Source organism: Mesorhizobium sp. M1A.F.Ca.ET.072.01.1.1, assembly GCF_004023325.1.
Taxonomy (GTDB): Bacteria; Pseudomonadota; Alphaproteobacteria; order Rhizobiales; family Rhizobiaceae; genus Mesorhizobium.
Genome location: NZ_RZSF01000168.1, coordinates 1 through 14,340, shown reverse-complemented (window position 1 = coordinate 14,340; position 14,340 = coordinate 1). Strand labels below are relative to the sequence as shown.

Genomic DNA, 14,340 nt, shown 5'->3' with positions numbered 1-14,340 from the left:
TGGCGAGGCTGATGCGCAAGAACCCGACCAGCCTTGCCTCGCGCTATGGCGACGCGCAGCAGACCTATCTCTACGGCAATCCTGGCGCCGCGCTGACGAAAACCGCGGCCCTGATCAAGGAACAGCCGAAGAACCCCTATTTCCAGGAACTGCGCGGCGACATCCTGATGAAGGCCAACAGGCCCAAGGACGCCGCGGATGCCTATGCCAAAGCGGCGAGCCTCGACGCGGCGCGGTCCGGCTTGCTGCTGGTCTCGCTCGGCCAGGCGCTGATGGCGGTCGGCACGCCGGACTCAATCAACAAAGCGGTGGCGCAGCTCAACAACGGGATCGGGCGCGACAAGGAAAACGCCGTAGCCTACCGCTATCTGGCTCAAGCCTATGGCGAATTGGGGCAAATCCCGGCCGCCGACCTTGCGACGGCGGAGGGCCATTTCTATTCGGCCGACTATAAGAACGCGAAGATCTTCGCCATGCGCGCTCAACAGAAATTGAAGCGCGGCGAGCCCCGCTGGCTTCGCGCGCAGGATATCATAAACTACACGCCATCTAACAAACTCAAGTGAACCTCCCGGGCGCGCGCGGCGACCAGGTTGGACCGGGACAGGCAGAAGGAACTGATCATGAACAAGGCAATCCTGCTCGGCAGCGCCGGCGTGGCGGTGGCGCTCGGCATGCTGGCATTCGGCTTCGTGGCAGGAAGCCCGCAGGCCGCTAGGGCCGACACGACGCAAGCCATCCAGATGGCCTCGGCGGACAGTAAGATCGACCGCAAGGAGGTCGAAGGCATCATCCGCGACTATCTGTTGAAAAACCCCGAGGTCCTGCTCGAGGTCCAGGACGCGCTCGAGGCCAAGCAGAAGGAAGAGCAGCGGCTCGCCGCACTCGGCGTCATCAAGGACGCGAAGGACGAGATCTTCAACTCCACCTTCGACGGCGTGGTCGGCAACCCTAAGGGCAAAGTCACCATCGTCGAGTTCTACGACTACAATTGCGGCTTCTGCAAACGCGCCATTGAGGACATGAAGGCGCTGACCAAGGCCGATCCGGACCTGCGCTTCGTGCTCAAGGAGTTTCCAATCCTCAGCCCGGATTCGCAAAAGGCCAGTGTGGTCTCGATGGCCTTCCATCTGATGATGCCGGAGAAGTACAGCGAGTTCCACACTGCGCTGCTCGGCAGCCAGGGCCGTGCCACCGAATCCACCGCCATGAAGGTCGCCGTTTCGCTCGGTGCCGACGAGGCGAAGCTGCGCGAGAAGATGAAGGATCCGAGCATCAACGAAGCGCTCTCGCGCACCTACGATCTCGCCACCAAGCTGTCGATCACCGGCACGCCGTCCTATGTGGTCGGAAATGAGGTGGTGTTCGGCGCGCTCGGACAGCAGGTTCTGGCGGAGAAGATCGAGCAGGCCAAGAGCGCGCTCTAGGTTTGGGCATGGTCTTTTCCGAAAACCGCTGCACAGTTTTCGGGATCATGCTCTAAGCGATTGCGAGTCGCGACAACAGGCGGTTTTCCGCCTGTTGTGGACAGCGAAAGAACGTACTTGCGCTCTTTTCGCGGGCGGCTATGCCCATTATAGAGGTCCGGCGCGCCGGCTTGAGGCCGGCGCCGAAGAGGTCGGCATATTTGAAAACGATTTTCGTCCTGAACGGTCCCAATCTCAATGCGCTCGGCAAGCGCGAGCCGGGGATCTATGGCGGCAAGACGCTTGCCGCCATTGCCGAGGATTGCAAGACCGCCGGCACGGCGCTCGGGCTCGAGATCGATTTTCGTCAGTCCAATCACGAAGGTGATCTCGTCGACTGGATCCAGGAAGCCGGTGAAAAGGCCGCAGGCATCGTCATCAATCCCGGCGCCTACAGCCATACCTCGATTGCCATTCACGACGCCATCCGCGCCATCGCGCCGCTGCCCGTCGCTGAGGTCCATCTTTCCAATATCCACGCGCGGGAGCCTTTCCGCCACGTCTCCATGGTCGCGCCGGTCGCTGTCGGCATGATCTGCGGGTTCGGGCCACTCGGCTATACGCTTGCGCTGCAGGCACTGGCGGCGCGCTTGTGACCGGCTCCCAAACAGAAGGCTCGAAAATGTCGATAAAGAAGAACGGTGTTGACCAGCAGCTGATCCGCGACTTGGCGGGCATACTGAACGACACCAACCTGACCGAGATCGAGGTCGAGCTCGGCGATCTGAAAGTGCGCGTGTCGCGTCAGTCTCAGGCCGTCCACGCGGTCGCTGCTCCGCTTCCTATGCCGTCCGCGGCGGTTGCCGGGCCGGCTCAGGCGGTAGCGGCCGCGCCCGCGACGGCAGCCGATCCTTCCAAGAACGCCGTGCCCTCGCCGATGGTCGGCACCGCCTATCTCGCGCCCTCGCCCGACGCCAAGGCGTTCATCGAGATCGGCCAGAAGGTGAAGGAAGGCCAGACGCTGCTCATCATCGAAGCGATGAAGACAATGAACCAGATTCCCTCGCCGCGCGCCGGCACGGTGACGGCGATCCTGATCGAGGACGCCCAGCCGGTCGAATACGGCATGCCGCTCGTGGTCATCGAGTAGAGCCGGGAACAGCGGGCAGATGTTCCAAAAAATCCTCATCGCCAATCGCGGCGAAATCGCGCTTCGGGTGCTGCGCGCCTGCAAGGAGCTCGGCATCCAGACGGTGGTGGTCCATTCGACGGCCGATTCCGACGCCATGCATGTGCGGCTTGCCGACGAAAGCGTCTGCATCGGCCCGCCGCCGTCGCGCGAAAGCTATCTCAACATTCACCAGATCGTCGCCGCTTGCGAGATCACCGGCGCCGATGCCGTGCACCCGGGCTACGGCTTCCTGTCGGAAAACGCCAAGTTCGCCGATATCCTCGCCGCCCATAACATCACCTTCATCGGCCCTTCGGGCGACCATATCCGCATCATGGGCGACAAGATCGAAGCCAAGCGCACGGCAAAGCGCCTCGGCATCCCGGTGGTGCCTGGTTCGGACGGCGCGATCAGCGACGAGAAAGAAGCAAAGCGCATTGCCGCCGCGATCGGCTATCCGGTGATCATCAAGGCTTCGGCCGGCGGCGGCGGCCGCGGCATGAAGGTCGCCCGCACCGAAGCCGACCTCGAAGTGGCGCTGCAGACCGCCAGATCAGAAGCCGGCGCTGCCTTCGGCGACGACGCCGTTTACATCGAGAAATATCTGGAAAAGCCGCGCCATATCGAATTGCAGGTGTTCGGCGACGGCGCCGGACGCGGCGTGCATTTCGGCGAGCGCGACTGCTCGCTGCAACGCCGCCACCAGAAGGTGTGGGAGGAAGCGAACTCACCGGCCCTCAACGCCGAGGAACGTGCGCGCATCGGCGGCATCTGCGCCAAGGCGATCGCCGATCTTGGCTATTCCGGCGCCGGCACGATCGAATTCCTCTACGAGAACGGTGAATTCTATTTCATCGAGATGAACACACGCCTGCAGGTCGAGCATCCGGTGACCGAAGCGATCACCGGCATCGACCTCGTGCATGAACAGATCCGTGTCGCCTCCGGCGGCGGACTGTCGGTCAAGCAGGAAGACATCAAGTTCAACGGCCACGCCATCGAGTGCCGCATCAACGCCGAGGATCCGCGCACGTTCACGCCGTCGCCCGGTACGATCACGCATTTCCACACGCCGGGCGGCCTCGGCATCCGCGTCGATTCCGGCGTCTATTCCGGCTACCGGATCCCGCCCTATTACGACAGCCTGATCGGTAAGCTGATCGTGCATGGGCGCAACCGCGTCGAATGCATGATGCGGCTGCGCCGGGCGCTCGACGAATTCGTCGTCGACGGCATCAAGACGACGCTGCCGCTGTTCCGCGACCTCGTCGGCAATCCGGATATCGCCAACGGCGACTACGACATCCACTGGCTCGAGAAATATTTGGCCAAGGAGGAATAGGATCTTGCGGTTATAATGGCGCAATGACTCGTCCCTACGCGCCCGGCTACCGCATCCCAACCGACCTGCTGCTGAAAGCCTATGCCTCGGGCGTGTTCCCGATGGCAGAGAGCGCCACCGACCCGGAAGTGTTCTGGGTGCGGCCGGAGACGCGCGGCATCATCCCGCTCGACGGATTCCACACGCCGCGCAGTCTGAAGAAGACGATCCGCAGGCACCCTTTCGACATCCGCTACGATTTCGACTTCGAGGCGACGATCGACGGCTGCGCGGAAAGGCGCGACGAGCGCCGCTCGACCTGGATCAATGCGCCGATCCGCGAAGCCTATGTCGAGCTCTATCGGCTGGGCCACTGCCATTCCGTCGAGGCGTGGCGCGAGGGCCGGCTGGCCGGCGGTCTCTATGGGGTGTCACTCGGGCGCGTCTTCTTCGGCGAAAGCATGTTCGCCCGGGAAACCGACGCCTCGAAGACCTGCCTCTATTATCTGGTCGAGCGGCTGAACGAACGCCGCTTCGCGCTGCTCGACACGCAGTTCACCACCGAGCACCTGAAGCGCTTCGGCGCCATCGACGTGCCGCGCAGCCGCTACGAAAAAATGCTGGCCGAGGCCCTGAAGGGCGACGCGGTCTTTTATCCCTGAGGTAAGCGGTCACCCGCTCGCAGTTTCAATTGGCGTCTGGGAATGAAACATCATCTTCCAGCCATCGGCGCGATGAACATAGCCGGTGCTGACGAGAGCGGCATAGGGCTCGCCGTTTTCCCGCGTCGCGCGCGCCTCGTAGGTTAGCATGACGATATCGCTGCCGGGTTCGACCATGCCTTTCAGCCGAATGTCGAGATCGCGCCAGCGATTGGGCTTGGTGGCGGTCTTGGCCAGATCGGCATTGGTCATCGCCTGCGCCATCTCCGGAAAGGCGACGAGGCAATCCACATCGGCGTGGGCCGCGAAATAGGCGGAATCGCCAGTCCAGAAGCCTTTCTCGATATCGAGAAGCTCTTTCTTGCTGGCAGTGATCGGCCTGATCGTTGCCATGGAAATCTCCCGTCGCCATCACCGTTTATCCAACGGATTGCGAAAAAGAGGGTTCCGAGAGTTCCGAGATCAGTTCGTGTCTGTGGTGTCGGCGCCATCCGGCGCGGGCGCCGCGTCCGACGGCTCAGGCGCTGCCTCGGCAGGCGGCTCCTGCACGGGCGGCTTCGGCTTGGCGGCATTCGTCTTCGGCTTGCCCGTATCGGCTTTGGCGGCGGTCGGCGGCGGCACGTCCGATTTTTGCTTGCAGCCCTTCAGCCAGACGTCATAGACGGCGTGCTCGACCGCGTTGAGACCGGGGCTTTCGGCGAACATCCAGCCGGTAAAGATACGGCGGATCTTGCGATCGAGCGTGATCTCGTCGACCTCGACGAAGGAATCGGTCTTCGGCTGTTCGGTCTCGGGCCGGGAGTAGCAGACGCGCGGCGTCACCTGCAGGGCGCCGAACTGCACCGTCTCGTCGATATAGACGTCGAAGGTGATGATGCGGCCGGTGATCTTGTCGATGCCGGCGAATTCGGCGACCGGATTGGTGATGCGATCGGAAACCGCCGGTGCCGCCGGTGTCTGCGCGGCTGCGAACCCTGCCGTCGAGGCAGCCAGAACGGACGCTGCCGCGAACAGTCCAGTCGAGAGTCGGCCGAAAGAGTTCATGCAGGGATACCGGTGGTTGCGCCCGGGTGATTCTCTCAATCGCCCAAGGCTAATCAGGGCTGCGCTATCAGCAAGCAGCTAAACGCCAATTGTGGCGACAAAAGACCGAAAACGCGTTTACGAACCGGGTGTCCAAGCGTCGTAGTCGCCAGTGACCTGCGGGCGATGCTGGTTGGTCAAAATGGAACCTTGCGGGCGATAGGCGCCCGGCGTTCCTGTAAGGTTGGGCCGGTGCGGCTTCTGCCAATCACGAGCCTTATAGCTCTCGCTCGATGGAGGCGTGTCGACGCGATGATGCATCCAGCCATGCCATCCCGGAGGGATCTTCGAGGCTTCGGAATAGTCACGATAGATGACCCAGCGGCGGGTGCGACCTTCCGAATCGATGCCGCCCTCGTAATAGACGTTGCCGACCTCGTCCTCGCCGACCTTGTTGCCGAAGCGCCAGGTGTGGAAGCGCGTGCCAAGCGTCTGGCTGTTCCACCAGGTGAAAAACTGCAGCAGGAAAGTCTTCATCCAGATCCTCGTTGCGGCAGCGGCCGCGCCGTTTCCTGCTTATGGCGTCAGGTCAACGCGAAGGCAAGGGTTTTGCCCAGCCTGCGATGTAAATGCTTCGTGCGCTAAATCGATACACGCGTGGAGATATCGCCACCTCGGCTTGCCAAGCGTTTGCGCAGTTTCTAAAGCTCGCACGCCCGGCAAGCGGGCGGCCGGCCCGCGCCGGTTGAGGGAGGTGACGATTGGCCCCAGAACGATCCACCGGCAATCGGATCGGCGCCGAAGACATTCGCCGTCGCAAGGGCGGCGTGCCGATCGTTTGTCTAACTGCCTATACCTATCCGATTGCGCGCATGCTCGATCCGCATGTCGACCTGCTTCTGGTCGGCGACAGCGTCGCCATGGTGCTGCATGGCCATGCCACGACGCTCGGCGCTTCGCTGGAGATGATGATCGCGCATGGACAAGCGGTGATGCGCGGCTCGGCGAAGGCCTGTGTGGTGGTCGACATGCCGGCAGGCAGCTACGAGGACTCGGTGGCGCAAGCCGTTGCCTCGGCAAGGCTCATCATCGGCGAGACAGGCTGCCAGGCGGTCAAGCTCGAGGGTGGGGTCGACATGGCCGCGCAGATCGCGGCAATCGTCGCGGAAGGCATCCCGGTCATGGGCCATATCGGCCTGCAGCCGCAGTCGGTGGACAAGGACGGCGGCTACAAGATCAAGGGCAGGAGCAGGGAAAACATCGCCGCCCTTTTTCGCGACGCCGAAGCGGTCGAAAAGGCCGGCGCCTTCTCGGTCGTCATCGAGGGCACGGTCGAGGCGGTGGCTTCGGACCTCACCCGTCATATCGCGATCCCGACCATCGGCATCGGCGCCAGCGGCGACTGCGACGGCCAGATCCTGGTGGTAGACGACATGATCGGCATGACCGTCGACCGCGTGCCGAAATTCGTCAAGGAATACGCAATGCTGCGCGACACCATTGCGGATGCGGCGGCGCGTTACGCCGACGAGGTGCGCAGCCGCGCATTTCCCGGACCTGACCACGTTTTTTCGGCGGCATCGGGTAAGGACCAGGCATGAGCGGGCCAATCGTCGTCGAGAGCGTTGCGGCCCTTCGCGCGCAGATCCGGGATTGGCGCCGGGCTGGCCTCAAGATCGCCATGGTGCCGACCATGGGCGCGCTGCATGACGGCCACATCTCGCTGGTCAGGATCGCGCTCGAAAAGGCGGAGCGCTGCGTCGTCTCCGTCTTCGTCAATCCGACCCAGTTCGCGCCGACCGAGGACCTGGACAAATATCCGCGCCAATTGGCCCGCGATCTCGACCAACTGCGGGAAGCAGGCGTGCATCTGGCCTTCACGCCAGGCGTGGCGGAAATGTACCCGGCCGGCTTCGCCACCAAAATCTCGGTCGGAGGCCCCTCCTCCGGCCTGGAGACGGATTTTCGGCCTGCCTTCTTCGACGGCGTCGCCACTGTCGTGGCCAAGCTTTTCCTGCAGGCAGCGCCCGACTGTGCCGTGTTCGGTGAGAAGGACTACCAGCAGCTTTGCGTTGTCAGGCAGCTGTGCCGTGATCTCGATCTGCCGGTCGAGATCGTCGGCGCGCCGACCGTGCGTGATTCCCACGGCCTCGCCATGTCGTCGCGCAACGCCTATCTCGGCGCGGCCGAGCTCGAGATCGCGCGCAAATTCAACGTGGTTCTGCGTCAGACCGCGGCCGAACTCGCGTCCGGCGCGGATCAGGCACGTGCGGTGAATGCGGCTGCGGAAGCGCTCGTCAGCGCGGGCTTTCGGAAGGTCGACTACGTCGCCGCGCGGGAGGCCGCAACGCTCGCGCCCTGGCGACGAGACCGCGACGGCCGCCTGCTCGCGGCGGCCTGGCTCGGCACCACCAGGTTGATCGACAATGTGGAAGTCCCTGCCGCTCCGCCGGCGCTTTAGCCGAGCCGCTTCTCCAGGATGAGCGCGGGCCATCCGGAACTGCCGCCGCAATCCGCTGTCCTGCCTGCCGTCCGAAATCCGTTCGCCTCGTAAAAGGCGATCGCCACCGCATTCGCCTCCTCAACCTCCAGACGCAGCGTCCGCATCTCCGGAAAACTGGCCTCGACTTCGTCGAGCAGCGCCTGGCCGATCCTTTGCCGCTGACAATCCGGAGATACGTAGAGCTGGTTCAGAAGGACGATCTTCGGGTCGGTGGTGGCGGCCGCGAAAGCCATGCCGCCAAGCCGCTTGCCATCGTCAGCGACCAGGAATTCGGAATTCGGCCGGGCCAGCTGCGCCTTGAGCGAAGCAAGAGAATGCCAGTCGTCGGTGATCGCCGTTACATGCTCGGCGCCGTAAATGGCGTCATAGGTCGCATGCCACGTTTCGACCAGCAGCGCGCGGATCGCAACAAGATCGCGCTCGCTGGCGGTGCGGACGAACATCGCGCTATTCGATGCCGAGCTTGGCCTTGACCAGCTCGTTGACCGCCTGCGGGTTCGCCTTGCCGCCGGTCGCCTTCATCACCTGGCCGACGAACCAGCCGGCCATGGTCGGCTTGGCGCGCGCCTGCTTGGCCTTGTCCGGATTGGCGGCGATGACCTCGTCGACCGCCTTCTCGATGGCGCCGGTGTCTGTCACCTGCTTCATGCCGCGGCTTTCGACCAGCTGGCGCGGATCGCCGCCCTCGTTCCAGACGATCTCGAACAGATCCTTGGCGATCTTGCCGGAGATCGTGCCTTCCTTGATCAGGTCGACGACGGTACCGAGCTGCTCAGGCGAAACCGGAGCGTTTTCAATATCTTTGCCAGCCTTGTTGAGAGCGCCCAGCAGGTCGTTGATAACCCAGTTGGCGGCAAGCTTGCCGTCGCGCCCCGAGGCCACCTTCTCGAAGTAGTCGGCGATCGGCTTTTCCGACACCAGCACCGAGGCGTCGTAGGGCGATAGGCCGAGCGAGCCGATCAGCCGCGCCTTCTTCTCGTCCGGGAGTTCCGGCAGATGCTGTGCCAGATCATCGACGTAGGCCTGGTCGAATTCCAGCGGCAGAAGGTCGGGGTCGGGGAAATAGCGGTAGTCATGCGCCTCTTCCTTGGAGCGCATCGAGCGCGTCTCGCCCTTATTGGGGTCGAACAGGCGCGTCTCCTGCTCGATCGCGCCGCCGTCTTCGAGAATGGCGATCTGACGGCGCGCTTCGGACTCGATGGCCTGGCCGATGAAGCGGATCGAGTTGACGTTCTTGATCTCGCAGCGCGTGCCGAAGGCGCCGCCCGGGCGGCGCACCGAGACATTGACGTCGGCGCGCAGCGAACCCTCGTCCATGTTGCCGTCGCAGGTGCCGAGATAGCGCATGATGGTGCGCAGCTTGCTGACATAGGCCTTGGCCTCGTCGGCGGAGCGCATGTCCGGCTTGGAGACGATCTCCATCAGCGCAACGCCGGAGCGGTTGAGGTCGACATAGGACATTGTCGGATGCTGGTCGTGCATAGACTTGCCGGCATCCTGTTCCAGATGCAGGCGCTCGATGCCGACCTCGATGTCCTCGAACTCGCCCTGCCGGTCCGGCCCGACCGAGACGATCACCTTGCCTTCGCCGACGATCGGCTGCTTGTACTGCGAGATCTGATAGCCCTGCGGCAGGTCCGGGTAGAAATAGTTCTTCCGATCGAAGACCGACTTCTGGTTGATCGCGGCCTTCAAGCCCAGCCCGGTGCGGATCGCCTGCCTGACGCATTCCTCGTTGAGCACCGGCAGCATGCCGGGCATCGCCGCGTCGACCAGGCTGACATTGGCGTTGGGCGCCGCGCCGAAAGAGGTCGAGGCGCCGGAGAACAGCTTTGCCTCGGACGTCACTTGCGCATGCACTTCGAGCCCGATGATGATTTCCCAGTCGCCGGTGGCGCCGGAGATCAGGCGTTTCGGGTCGGGCGTGCGGGTATCGATGATGCTCATGGAGGCCTATGGGTCGCATTTATGGCTGGCGCGATTTTGCTTATCGCGTTGCGAAAATCGCATCACTCGCTAGTGCAAACCGTTCCTTGAGACAAGTCCAAAGCCGCGCGCAGGCCTCCAGGCAGCTTGCGCTTGTAAGCCCACGGGCTGTGCTGGCGGCTCCTTTCCGCCTGTATCAGGCGGTGGCGATGTAGGCCCGGATCTCCTCAGCCTCGCGCTCGACATCCTCGATCCGGCGCTTGACCACATCGCCGATCGACACGATGCCGTCGAGCATCCCGTCCTTCTCCACCGGCAGGTGGCGGAAGCGACCCTTCGTCATGATCTCCATGACCTCGTTGACCGTGTGGTTCTCGTTGCAGATCTTGACCTTCGGCGTCATGGCCGATCGGACCGGAATATCGAGCGCGGCCGCGCCCTCCCTGGCCAGCACTCGCACGATGTCACGCTCGGAAAGGATGCCGACGATCTTGCGGTCGCCATTGGTGATGACCAGCGCGCCGATCCTATGCTCGGTCAGGATGCGAATAGCTTCGCTCAGCTTTTCATTAGGCCCGAGTGTGAACACGTCATGGCCTTTTTGCTCAAGAATTGCCTTCACAGTCATGGCGTCCTCCTGTGCCTTGCCCGCCGGCTCCTGCCCTGACCGGCATTCACGTTCCGGTGAACATGGTGCGCCGTGATTGGTTGCATTTCAAGTGCGCCGCAGCGCTACTCGGACGGCTGGGGCCGATCGAAAAAACGCACGCCGAAAAAGCCTGCGACAAAGCCGCCGATATGGGCTTCCCAGGCGATCTGTCCTTCGATCCCCGGCGCAAAGCCGAGAAGGCCGGTCGCGAGGTTGATCACCATCCAGACGCCGAGGAACGTCATGACGCCGCGCGAACGCAGCACGATTGCGATCGGCAACGGCTCGCCGGCGAAGGCCGCCTGGCCTGACGAGCGATCGATCCGGAAGCCGTAGCGCGCCGCCGCTCCCATCATGCCCGAGATCGCGCCCGAAGCGCCGACCAGCGGCATCTCGCCATAAGGGTGCATGGCCCAGAACAGCGCGACCGAAGCCAGCCCGGTCACGGCGTAGAACACCGCAAATCGGGCCGCGCCGAAACGATTGGCGAGCGGTGAGCCGAAAGCGGCAAGCCAGACCATGTTGACGGCAATGTGGGCGAGGCCCCCATGCATGAAGGCATAGGTGAAGGGGCGCGTGAACAAGAACCAGTCGAAGCCGTATTGACCGGTGTAGAGCACCGGAATGAAGGCTCCGTCGTAGAGCAGCGTTATTTGCTGGTCGTCGTTCAGCACATATCGCTCTAACAGGAAGACGATCCCGCAGATCCCCATCACCGCCAGCACAACCGGCGGCAAGTTGAACACCGGCTCGCGGCGCGGCTCCGGCGCTTCGTCGTCTGGTTGCATTTCGGATTCGGTCGGTGTTACCGGCTCGCTCATGGCCTCTTCGCAGCTGGCTGGAGACTCGATTTCGGCCGAGCATGTAGTTCACGCCTGATCGAATCACAAATCGCGAATCGCTCAAGCTGAATCGGATAGGGCTTGGATCGGCGACGCGAATCAAAAGAAAGCCGTCCAGGTTTCCCTGAACGGCCGCTCGAGTCCCCTGCTCCCCGAAAACTGACTGAAGTGCTGCCGATCGCTGCTGAAACGACCGTTTTGGAGTGGTTTTTGATGTGCCACAGGCCCCAACGGCGTGCAACGTAAACCACTTGTTAACCTTAACAACCCCGAGACGTGAACAAACGTTAACGATGCTGGCACGCATCCTGCTCCGCACCGCATGAAAGTCATCGGAGGGCGCCCTGTCTGTTCGCCGATGGGACAACAAGAAAGACAGATTGCCGGAGCGGAATGGAAATGAATCAGAACGGATCAATCGCGCTGTTCCAATATTGGAACCGGCTGCGTGATGGCCGCCCGGCTCCGAAACGCTCGGAAGTGGAGCCGGCGGACATCAAGACGCTCCTGGCCGATACATTCATCCTGGAGCGCGACACACGCGCCGAAGCCGTGTTCCGGCTGGCCGGCACCAGGCTCTGCGCCTATTACGGCCGCGAGCTCAAAGGGTTTTCCTTCCCCTCGCTCTGGCGCGAGAAGGACCAGCGGCTTATGTCGCGTCTTATCCACGGCGTCTTCGATCAGAAGTCGGTGCTGCTTCTGACCTATGAAGGATTCAGCCGAAACGGTCGTTCCAGCAAGTTCGAGCTGCTGGCGCTGCCGCTCGATGGCGGCGTCGAGAGCCCTCGCTGCCTCGGCATCGTCAGCGCCGCGGATCGGCCGTTCTGGCTTGGTGCCGACCCGCTCGCCGACGCCCTGATCGACGCGATCCGGGTCATCGATCCCGACAAGGACCCGATGTTCCTGAAGAACCGGCCGGCGATCGATGTTCCGTCGCTCGTGCCGACGGAGTTCGACGCGCCCGAGACCATTTCGGCGCTCGGCCGCGTACGCCGGATACGGCATCTCGTCGTCTTCGACGGCGGGCGCAACGAGTAGAGCGGATCGCGAGATTTTGCCCCGATCTGGTCCAGGCCTTTGCCTTGCGTGCGGGGCCGCCCCCAGCCCATTTGGGCCGGCTTTTTCCCGTTTGTTAACCTGCTTTGCTGTAGCTTTTCCGGTGAAATTCCTCGCACGTCGCGCGGAATGCCAACGGGGTGTAGGCAGTCATGAGGTCAGCGGCGGAATTTGCGCCGGCCCGTGTGGAGCGGCGCAATTTTCAGCGTGTCCGGGTGAAAATCTACGGACGCTTCATGCTCGAGGACCGCACGGAACACGCGTGCCAGGTGATAGACATGTCGCCAGGCAATGTCGCCTTGCGCACCGATCGCGTCGGCATGCCGGGGGAAAAGGTCATTGCCTATATCGATCACATCGGTCGCATCGAAGGCATCGTGACGCGCACCTCGCAGGACGGTTTCGCCATGACCGTCATCGCTTCGGACCGCAAGAAGGACAAGCTCGCCGCGCAGCTCACCTGGCTTGCGAACAAGCATGAGCTCGACCTGCCGGAAGACCGCCGCCACGAGCGCGTCGCGCCGCGCAATCCGATGAGCGTGCTGCAGCTCACCGACGGGCGACAGTATCAGTGCCGCATCATCGACCTGTCGCTCTCGGGCGCGGCGATCGAGATCGACGTCAAACCAGCAATCGGCGTGCAGGTCATGCTGGGAACGATGCGCGGCCAGGTCGTGCGTCACTTCGAGGACGGCGTCGCCATTGAGTTCGCCGTCATCCAGCGGCCGGAAACCTTGGATTCGGAATTCAACGCGCCGCGGTCCTGACCGCTTAGATGCGGACATGCATCCAACCGGCCTCCAGCGGCCGGTTTTTTGTTGGCCGGATCAGGGCCTTCTAGCAGCCGGGCGGCATGTCGAGACGCCACGTGATCCGGGTGCGGCGGCCGGTTTAAATTCTCAACAATCCGCAGTCGAGATAGTTCAAATTTTATATTTAATCTACGGGCGTTTTACTCAATCTCTACTTCCGGTTTTTGCGTCAAATAAATCCCAACGTGGGACAGTCTCTCTCAAACGGGGAGACTACCATAATGAAAATGACGAGGGGCAAGCTGTTGCTCTTGGCAATGGCGATGCAGCTTTCCGCCTGGGGCACGGCAAGCGCGGGACCGCTGTTCATGCATACGGGTGGCCGCACCACCCAGCCCGTCGGCCATTATGAACTCTGCCAACGTATCCCCATCGAATGCAATGAGACGACGCCGAATGGGCCTCCTGTCGAGCTGACCCGCAAGCTGTGGGCGACGATGATCAAGGTCAACAATTCGGTCAACACCCGCGTCAAGCCACGTACCGATATGGAGATCTACGGGGTCGAGGAATACTGGGCCTATCCCGACAACGGTTTCGGCGACTGCGAGGACTACGCGCTGGAGAAGCGCCGCGAATTGATGGCCGCCGGTGTCCCCGCCGGCGACCTTTTGATGACGGTCGTGCGCCAGCCGAACGGCGACGGCCACGCGGTGCTGACGGTGCGCACCAGCCTCGGCGAGTTCATCCTCGACAATCTCGAGCCGAAAGTGCTCGCCTGGAACGACACGGTCTACACCTACCTCAAACGTCAATCGACAGAGAATTCAGGCGTTTGGGTTTCGATCAACGACGGCCGCGAGGACGCGGTCGCCAGCGTCCGCTAGGACCCCAATGCATGCTGCCCCAAGATGCGCAGGGCTTTTGGGGCAACGGCACACACGAAGAGATTGAGCACGCCGCATTCATACGGCGTGCCTGGAAAAAGCCCGGTCGAGTCCCCACCCTCCCCGTCCCCAACGACCGGGT

17 protein-coding genes and 1 pseudogene are annotated in these 14,340 nt (G+C 62.7%); 11 read left to right on the top strand and 7 right to left on the bottom strand.

Annotation, left to right across the window (positions count from 1 at the left end):
- The 6 genes and pseudogenes from EOA32_RS21760 to aat all read left to right on the top strand — a co-directional run.
- Positions 1 to 566, top strand: a pseudogene (locus EOA32_RS21760) (M48 family peptidase); the annotation flags it as partial.
- A 57-nt stretch (positions 567 to 623) separates the two neighbouring features.
- Positions 624 to 1,427, top strand: coding sequence for a DsbA family protein (locus EOA32_RS21755; RefSeq protein WP_066989892.1), 804 nt, complete (start codon positions 624 to 626; stop codon positions 1,425 to 1,427).
- Positions 1,428 to 1,627: 200 nt separating this feature from the next.
- Positions 1,628 to 2,062, top strand: a complete 435-nt coding sequence (gene aroQ, locus EOA32_RS21750) for a type II 3-dehydroquinate dehydratase (RefSeq protein WP_128372862.1) — start codon at positions 1,628 to 1,630, stop codon at positions 2,060 to 2,062.
- Positions 2,063 to 2,088: 26 nt separating this feature from the next.
- Complete coding sequence (gene accB, locus EOA32_RS21745; RefSeq protein WP_067321651.1) at positions 2,089 to 2,556, top strand: acetyl-CoA carboxylase biotin carboxyl carrier protein; 468 nt, start codon at positions 2,089 to 2,091, stop codon at positions 2,554 to 2,556.
- 19 nt (positions 2,557 to 2,575) lie between these two features.
- Positions 2,576 to 3,919 (top strand): acetyl-CoA carboxylase biotin carboxylase subunit, encoded by a 1,344-nt coding sequence (gene accC / locus EOA32_RS21740; RefSeq protein ID WP_066989500.1) that lies wholly within the window; start codon positions 2,576 to 2,578, stop codon positions 3,917 to 3,919.
- Positions 3,920 to 3,942: 23 nt separating this feature from the next.
- Positions 3,943 to 4,560 (top strand): leucyl/phenylalanyl-tRNA--protein transferase, encoded by a 618-nt coding sequence (aat, locus tag EOA32_RS21735; RefSeq protein WP_066989498.1) that lies wholly within the window; start codon positions 3,943 to 3,945, stop codon positions 4,558 to 4,560.
- A 9-nt stretch (positions 4,561 to 4,569) separates the two neighbouring features.
- Here aat and EOA32_RS21730 read toward each other — a convergent pair whose 3' ends face one another.
- The 3 genes from EOA32_RS21730 to EOA32_RS21720 form a co-directional block, all read right to left on the bottom strand.
- Positions 4,570 to 4,953 carry a hypothetical protein gene (locus EOA32_RS21730; protein ID WP_066989496.1) on the bottom strand — a complete coding sequence of 128 codons (384 nt, stop codon included), beginning with the start codon at positions 4,951 to 4,953 and terminating at the stop codon, positions 4,570 to 4,572.
- A gap of 69 nt (positions 4,954 to 5,022) precedes the next feature.
- The gene (locus tag EOA32_RS21725) at positions 5,023 to 5,604 is read right to left on the bottom strand and encodes a DUF2155 domain-containing protein (protein ID WP_067321586.1); all 582 of its coding nucleotides are present in this window, start codon (positions 5,602 to 5,604) and stop codon (positions 5,023 to 5,025) included.
- Positions 5,605 to 5,721: 117 nt separating this feature from the next.
- The gene (locus EOA32_RS21720; protein WP_067321589.1) at positions 5,722 to 6,120 is read right to left on the bottom strand and encodes an NADH:ubiquinone oxidoreductase subunit NDUFA12; all 399 of its coding nucleotides are present in this window, start codon (positions 6,118 to 6,120) and stop codon (positions 5,722 to 5,724) included.
- Between the two features lie 224 nt (positions 6,121 to 6,344).
- Here EOA32_RS21720 and panB point away from each other — a divergent pair, with 224 nt between their 5' ends.
- Positions 6,345 to 7,184: a 3-methyl-2-oxobutanoate hydroxymethyltransferase gene (gene panB, locus EOA32_RS21715; RefSeq protein WP_128372861.1), complete on the top strand. Its 840-nt coding sequence runs from the start codon at positions 6,345 to 6,347 to the stop codon at positions 7,182 to 7,184.
- Entirely contained in the window at positions 7,181 to 8,044 is an 864-nt protein-coding gene (gene panC, locus EOA32_RS21710) for a pantoate--beta-alanine ligase (RefSeq protein ID WP_066989486.1), read from the top strand. Before panB ends, panC begins: the two co-directional genes overlap by 4 nt.
- On the opposite strand, the gene EOA32_RS21705 is transcribed toward panC, so the two are convergent.
- The 4 genes from EOA32_RS21705 to EOA32_RS21690 form a co-directional block, all read right to left on the bottom strand.
- Entirely contained in the window at positions 8,041 to 8,529 is a 489-nt protein-coding gene (locus tag EOA32_RS21705; RefSeq protein ID WP_128372860.1) for a GNAT family N-acetyltransferase, read from the bottom strand. The two genes, panC and EOA32_RS21705, sit on opposite strands and share 4 nt — an antisense overlap.
- Positions 8,530 to 8,533: 4 nt before the next feature.
- Positions 8,534 to 10,033: an Asp-tRNA(Asn)/Glu-tRNA(Gln) amidotransferase subunit GatB gene (gene gatB, locus EOA32_RS21700; protein WP_128372859.1), complete on the bottom strand. Its 1,500-nt coding sequence runs from the start codon at positions 10,031 to 10,033 to the stop codon at positions 8,534 to 8,536.
- A 175-nt stretch (positions 10,034 to 10,208) separates the two neighbouring features.
- A complete protein-coding gene (locus EOA32_RS21695; RefSeq protein ID WP_066989480.1) occupies positions 10,209 to 10,640 on the bottom strand; it encodes a CBS domain-containing protein in 432 nt (143 codons plus the stop codon).
- A 104-nt stretch (positions 10,641 to 10,744) separates the two neighbouring features.
- A complete protein-coding gene (locus EOA32_RS21690) occupies positions 10,745 to 11,482 on the bottom strand; it encodes a rhomboid family intramembrane serine protease (RefSeq protein WP_095778667.1) in 738 nt (245 codons plus the stop codon).
- A 420-nt stretch (positions 11,483 to 11,902) separates the two neighbouring features.
- Here EOA32_RS21690 and EOA32_RS21685 point away from each other — a divergent pair, with 420 nt between their 5' ends.
- From EOA32_RS21685 to EOA32_RS21675, 3 genes are all read left to right on the top strand, one after another.
- Positions 11,903 to 12,541, top strand: a complete 639-nt coding sequence (locus tag EOA32_RS21685; protein ID WP_067321654.1) for a PAS domain-containing protein — start codon at positions 11,903 to 11,905, stop codon at positions 12,539 to 12,541.
- A gap of 170 nt (positions 12,542 to 12,711) precedes the next feature.
- Complete coding sequence (locus EOA32_RS21680) at positions 12,712 to 13,326, top strand: PilZ domain-containing protein (protein ID WP_066989476.1); 615 nt, start codon at positions 12,712 to 12,714, stop codon at positions 13,324 to 13,326.
- Positions 13,327 to 13,592: 266 nt separating this feature from the next.
- Positions 13,593 to 14,198 carry a transglutaminase-like cysteine peptidase gene (locus EOA32_RS21675; RefSeq protein ID WP_095828524.1) on the top strand — a complete coding sequence of 202 codons (606 nt, stop codon included), beginning with the start codon at positions 13,593 to 13,595 and terminating at the stop codon, positions 14,196 to 14,198.
- Positions 14,199 to 14,340 lie beyond the last annotated feature (142 nt).

What these genes read in the sequence shown, in the direction of transcription:
- EOA32_RS21755 (WP_066989892.1), top strand. Translation starts at nt 624, where the DNA reads ATGAACAAGGCAATCCTGCTCGGCAGCGCCGGCGTGGCGGTGGCGCTC.
- accB (WP_067321651.1), top strand. Translation starts at nt 2,089, where the DNA reads ATGTCGATAAAGAAGAACGGTGTTGACCAGCAGCTGATCCGCGACTTG.
- accC (WP_066989500.1), top strand. Translation starts at nt 2,576, where the DNA reads ATGTTCCAAAAAATCCTCATCGCCAATCGCGGCGAAATCGCGCTTCGG.
- aat (WP_066989498.1), top strand. Translation starts at nt 3,943, where the DNA reads ATGACTCGTCCCTACGCGCCCGGCTACCGCATCCCAACCGACCTGCTG.
- EOA32_RS21730 (WP_066989496.1), bottom strand. Translation starts at nt 4,953, where the DNA reads ATGGCAACGATCAGGCCGATCACTGCCAGCAAGAAAGAGCTTCTCGAT.
- EOA32_RS21725 (WP_067321586.1), bottom strand. Translation starts at nt 5,604, where the DNA reads ATGAACTCTTTCGGCCGACTCTCGACTGGACTGTTCGCGGCAGCGTCC.
- EOA32_RS21720 (WP_067321589.1), bottom strand. Translation starts at nt 6,120, where the DNA reads ATGAAGACTTTCCTGCTGCAGTTTTTCACCTGGTGGAACAGCCAGACG.
- panC (WP_066989486.1), top strand. Translation starts at nt 7,181, where the DNA reads ATGAGCGGGCCAATCGTCGTCGAGAGCGTTGCGGCCCTTCGCGCGCAG.
- EOA32_RS21705 (WP_128372860.1), bottom strand. Translation starts at nt 8,529, where the DNA reads ATGTTCGTCCGCACCGCCAGCGAGCGCGATCTTGTTGCGATCCGCGCG.
- gatB (WP_128372859.1), bottom strand. Translation starts at nt 10,033, where the DNA reads ATGAGCATCATCGATACCCGCACGCCCGACCCGAAACGCCTGATCTCC.
- EOA32_RS21695 (WP_066989480.1), bottom strand. Translation starts at nt 10,640, where the DNA reads ATGACTGTGAAGGCAATTCTTGAGCAAAAAGGCCATGACGTGTTCACA.
- EOA32_RS21690 (WP_095778667.1), bottom strand. Translation starts at nt 11,482, where the DNA reads ATGAGCGAGCCGGTAACACCGACCGAATCCGAAATGCAACCAGACGAC.
- EOA32_RS21685 (WP_067321654.1), top strand. Translation starts at nt 11,903, where the DNA reads ATGAATCAGAACGGATCAATCGCGCTGTTCCAATATTGGAACCGGCTG.
- EOA32_RS21680 (WP_066989476.1), top strand. Translation starts at nt 12,712, where the DNA reads ATGAGGTCAGCGGCGGAATTTGCGCCGGCCCGTGTGGAGCGGCGCAAT.
- EOA32_RS21675 (WP_095828524.1), top strand. Translation starts at nt 13,593, where the DNA reads ATGAAAATGACGAGGGGCAAGCTGTTGCTCTTGGCAATGGCGATGCAG.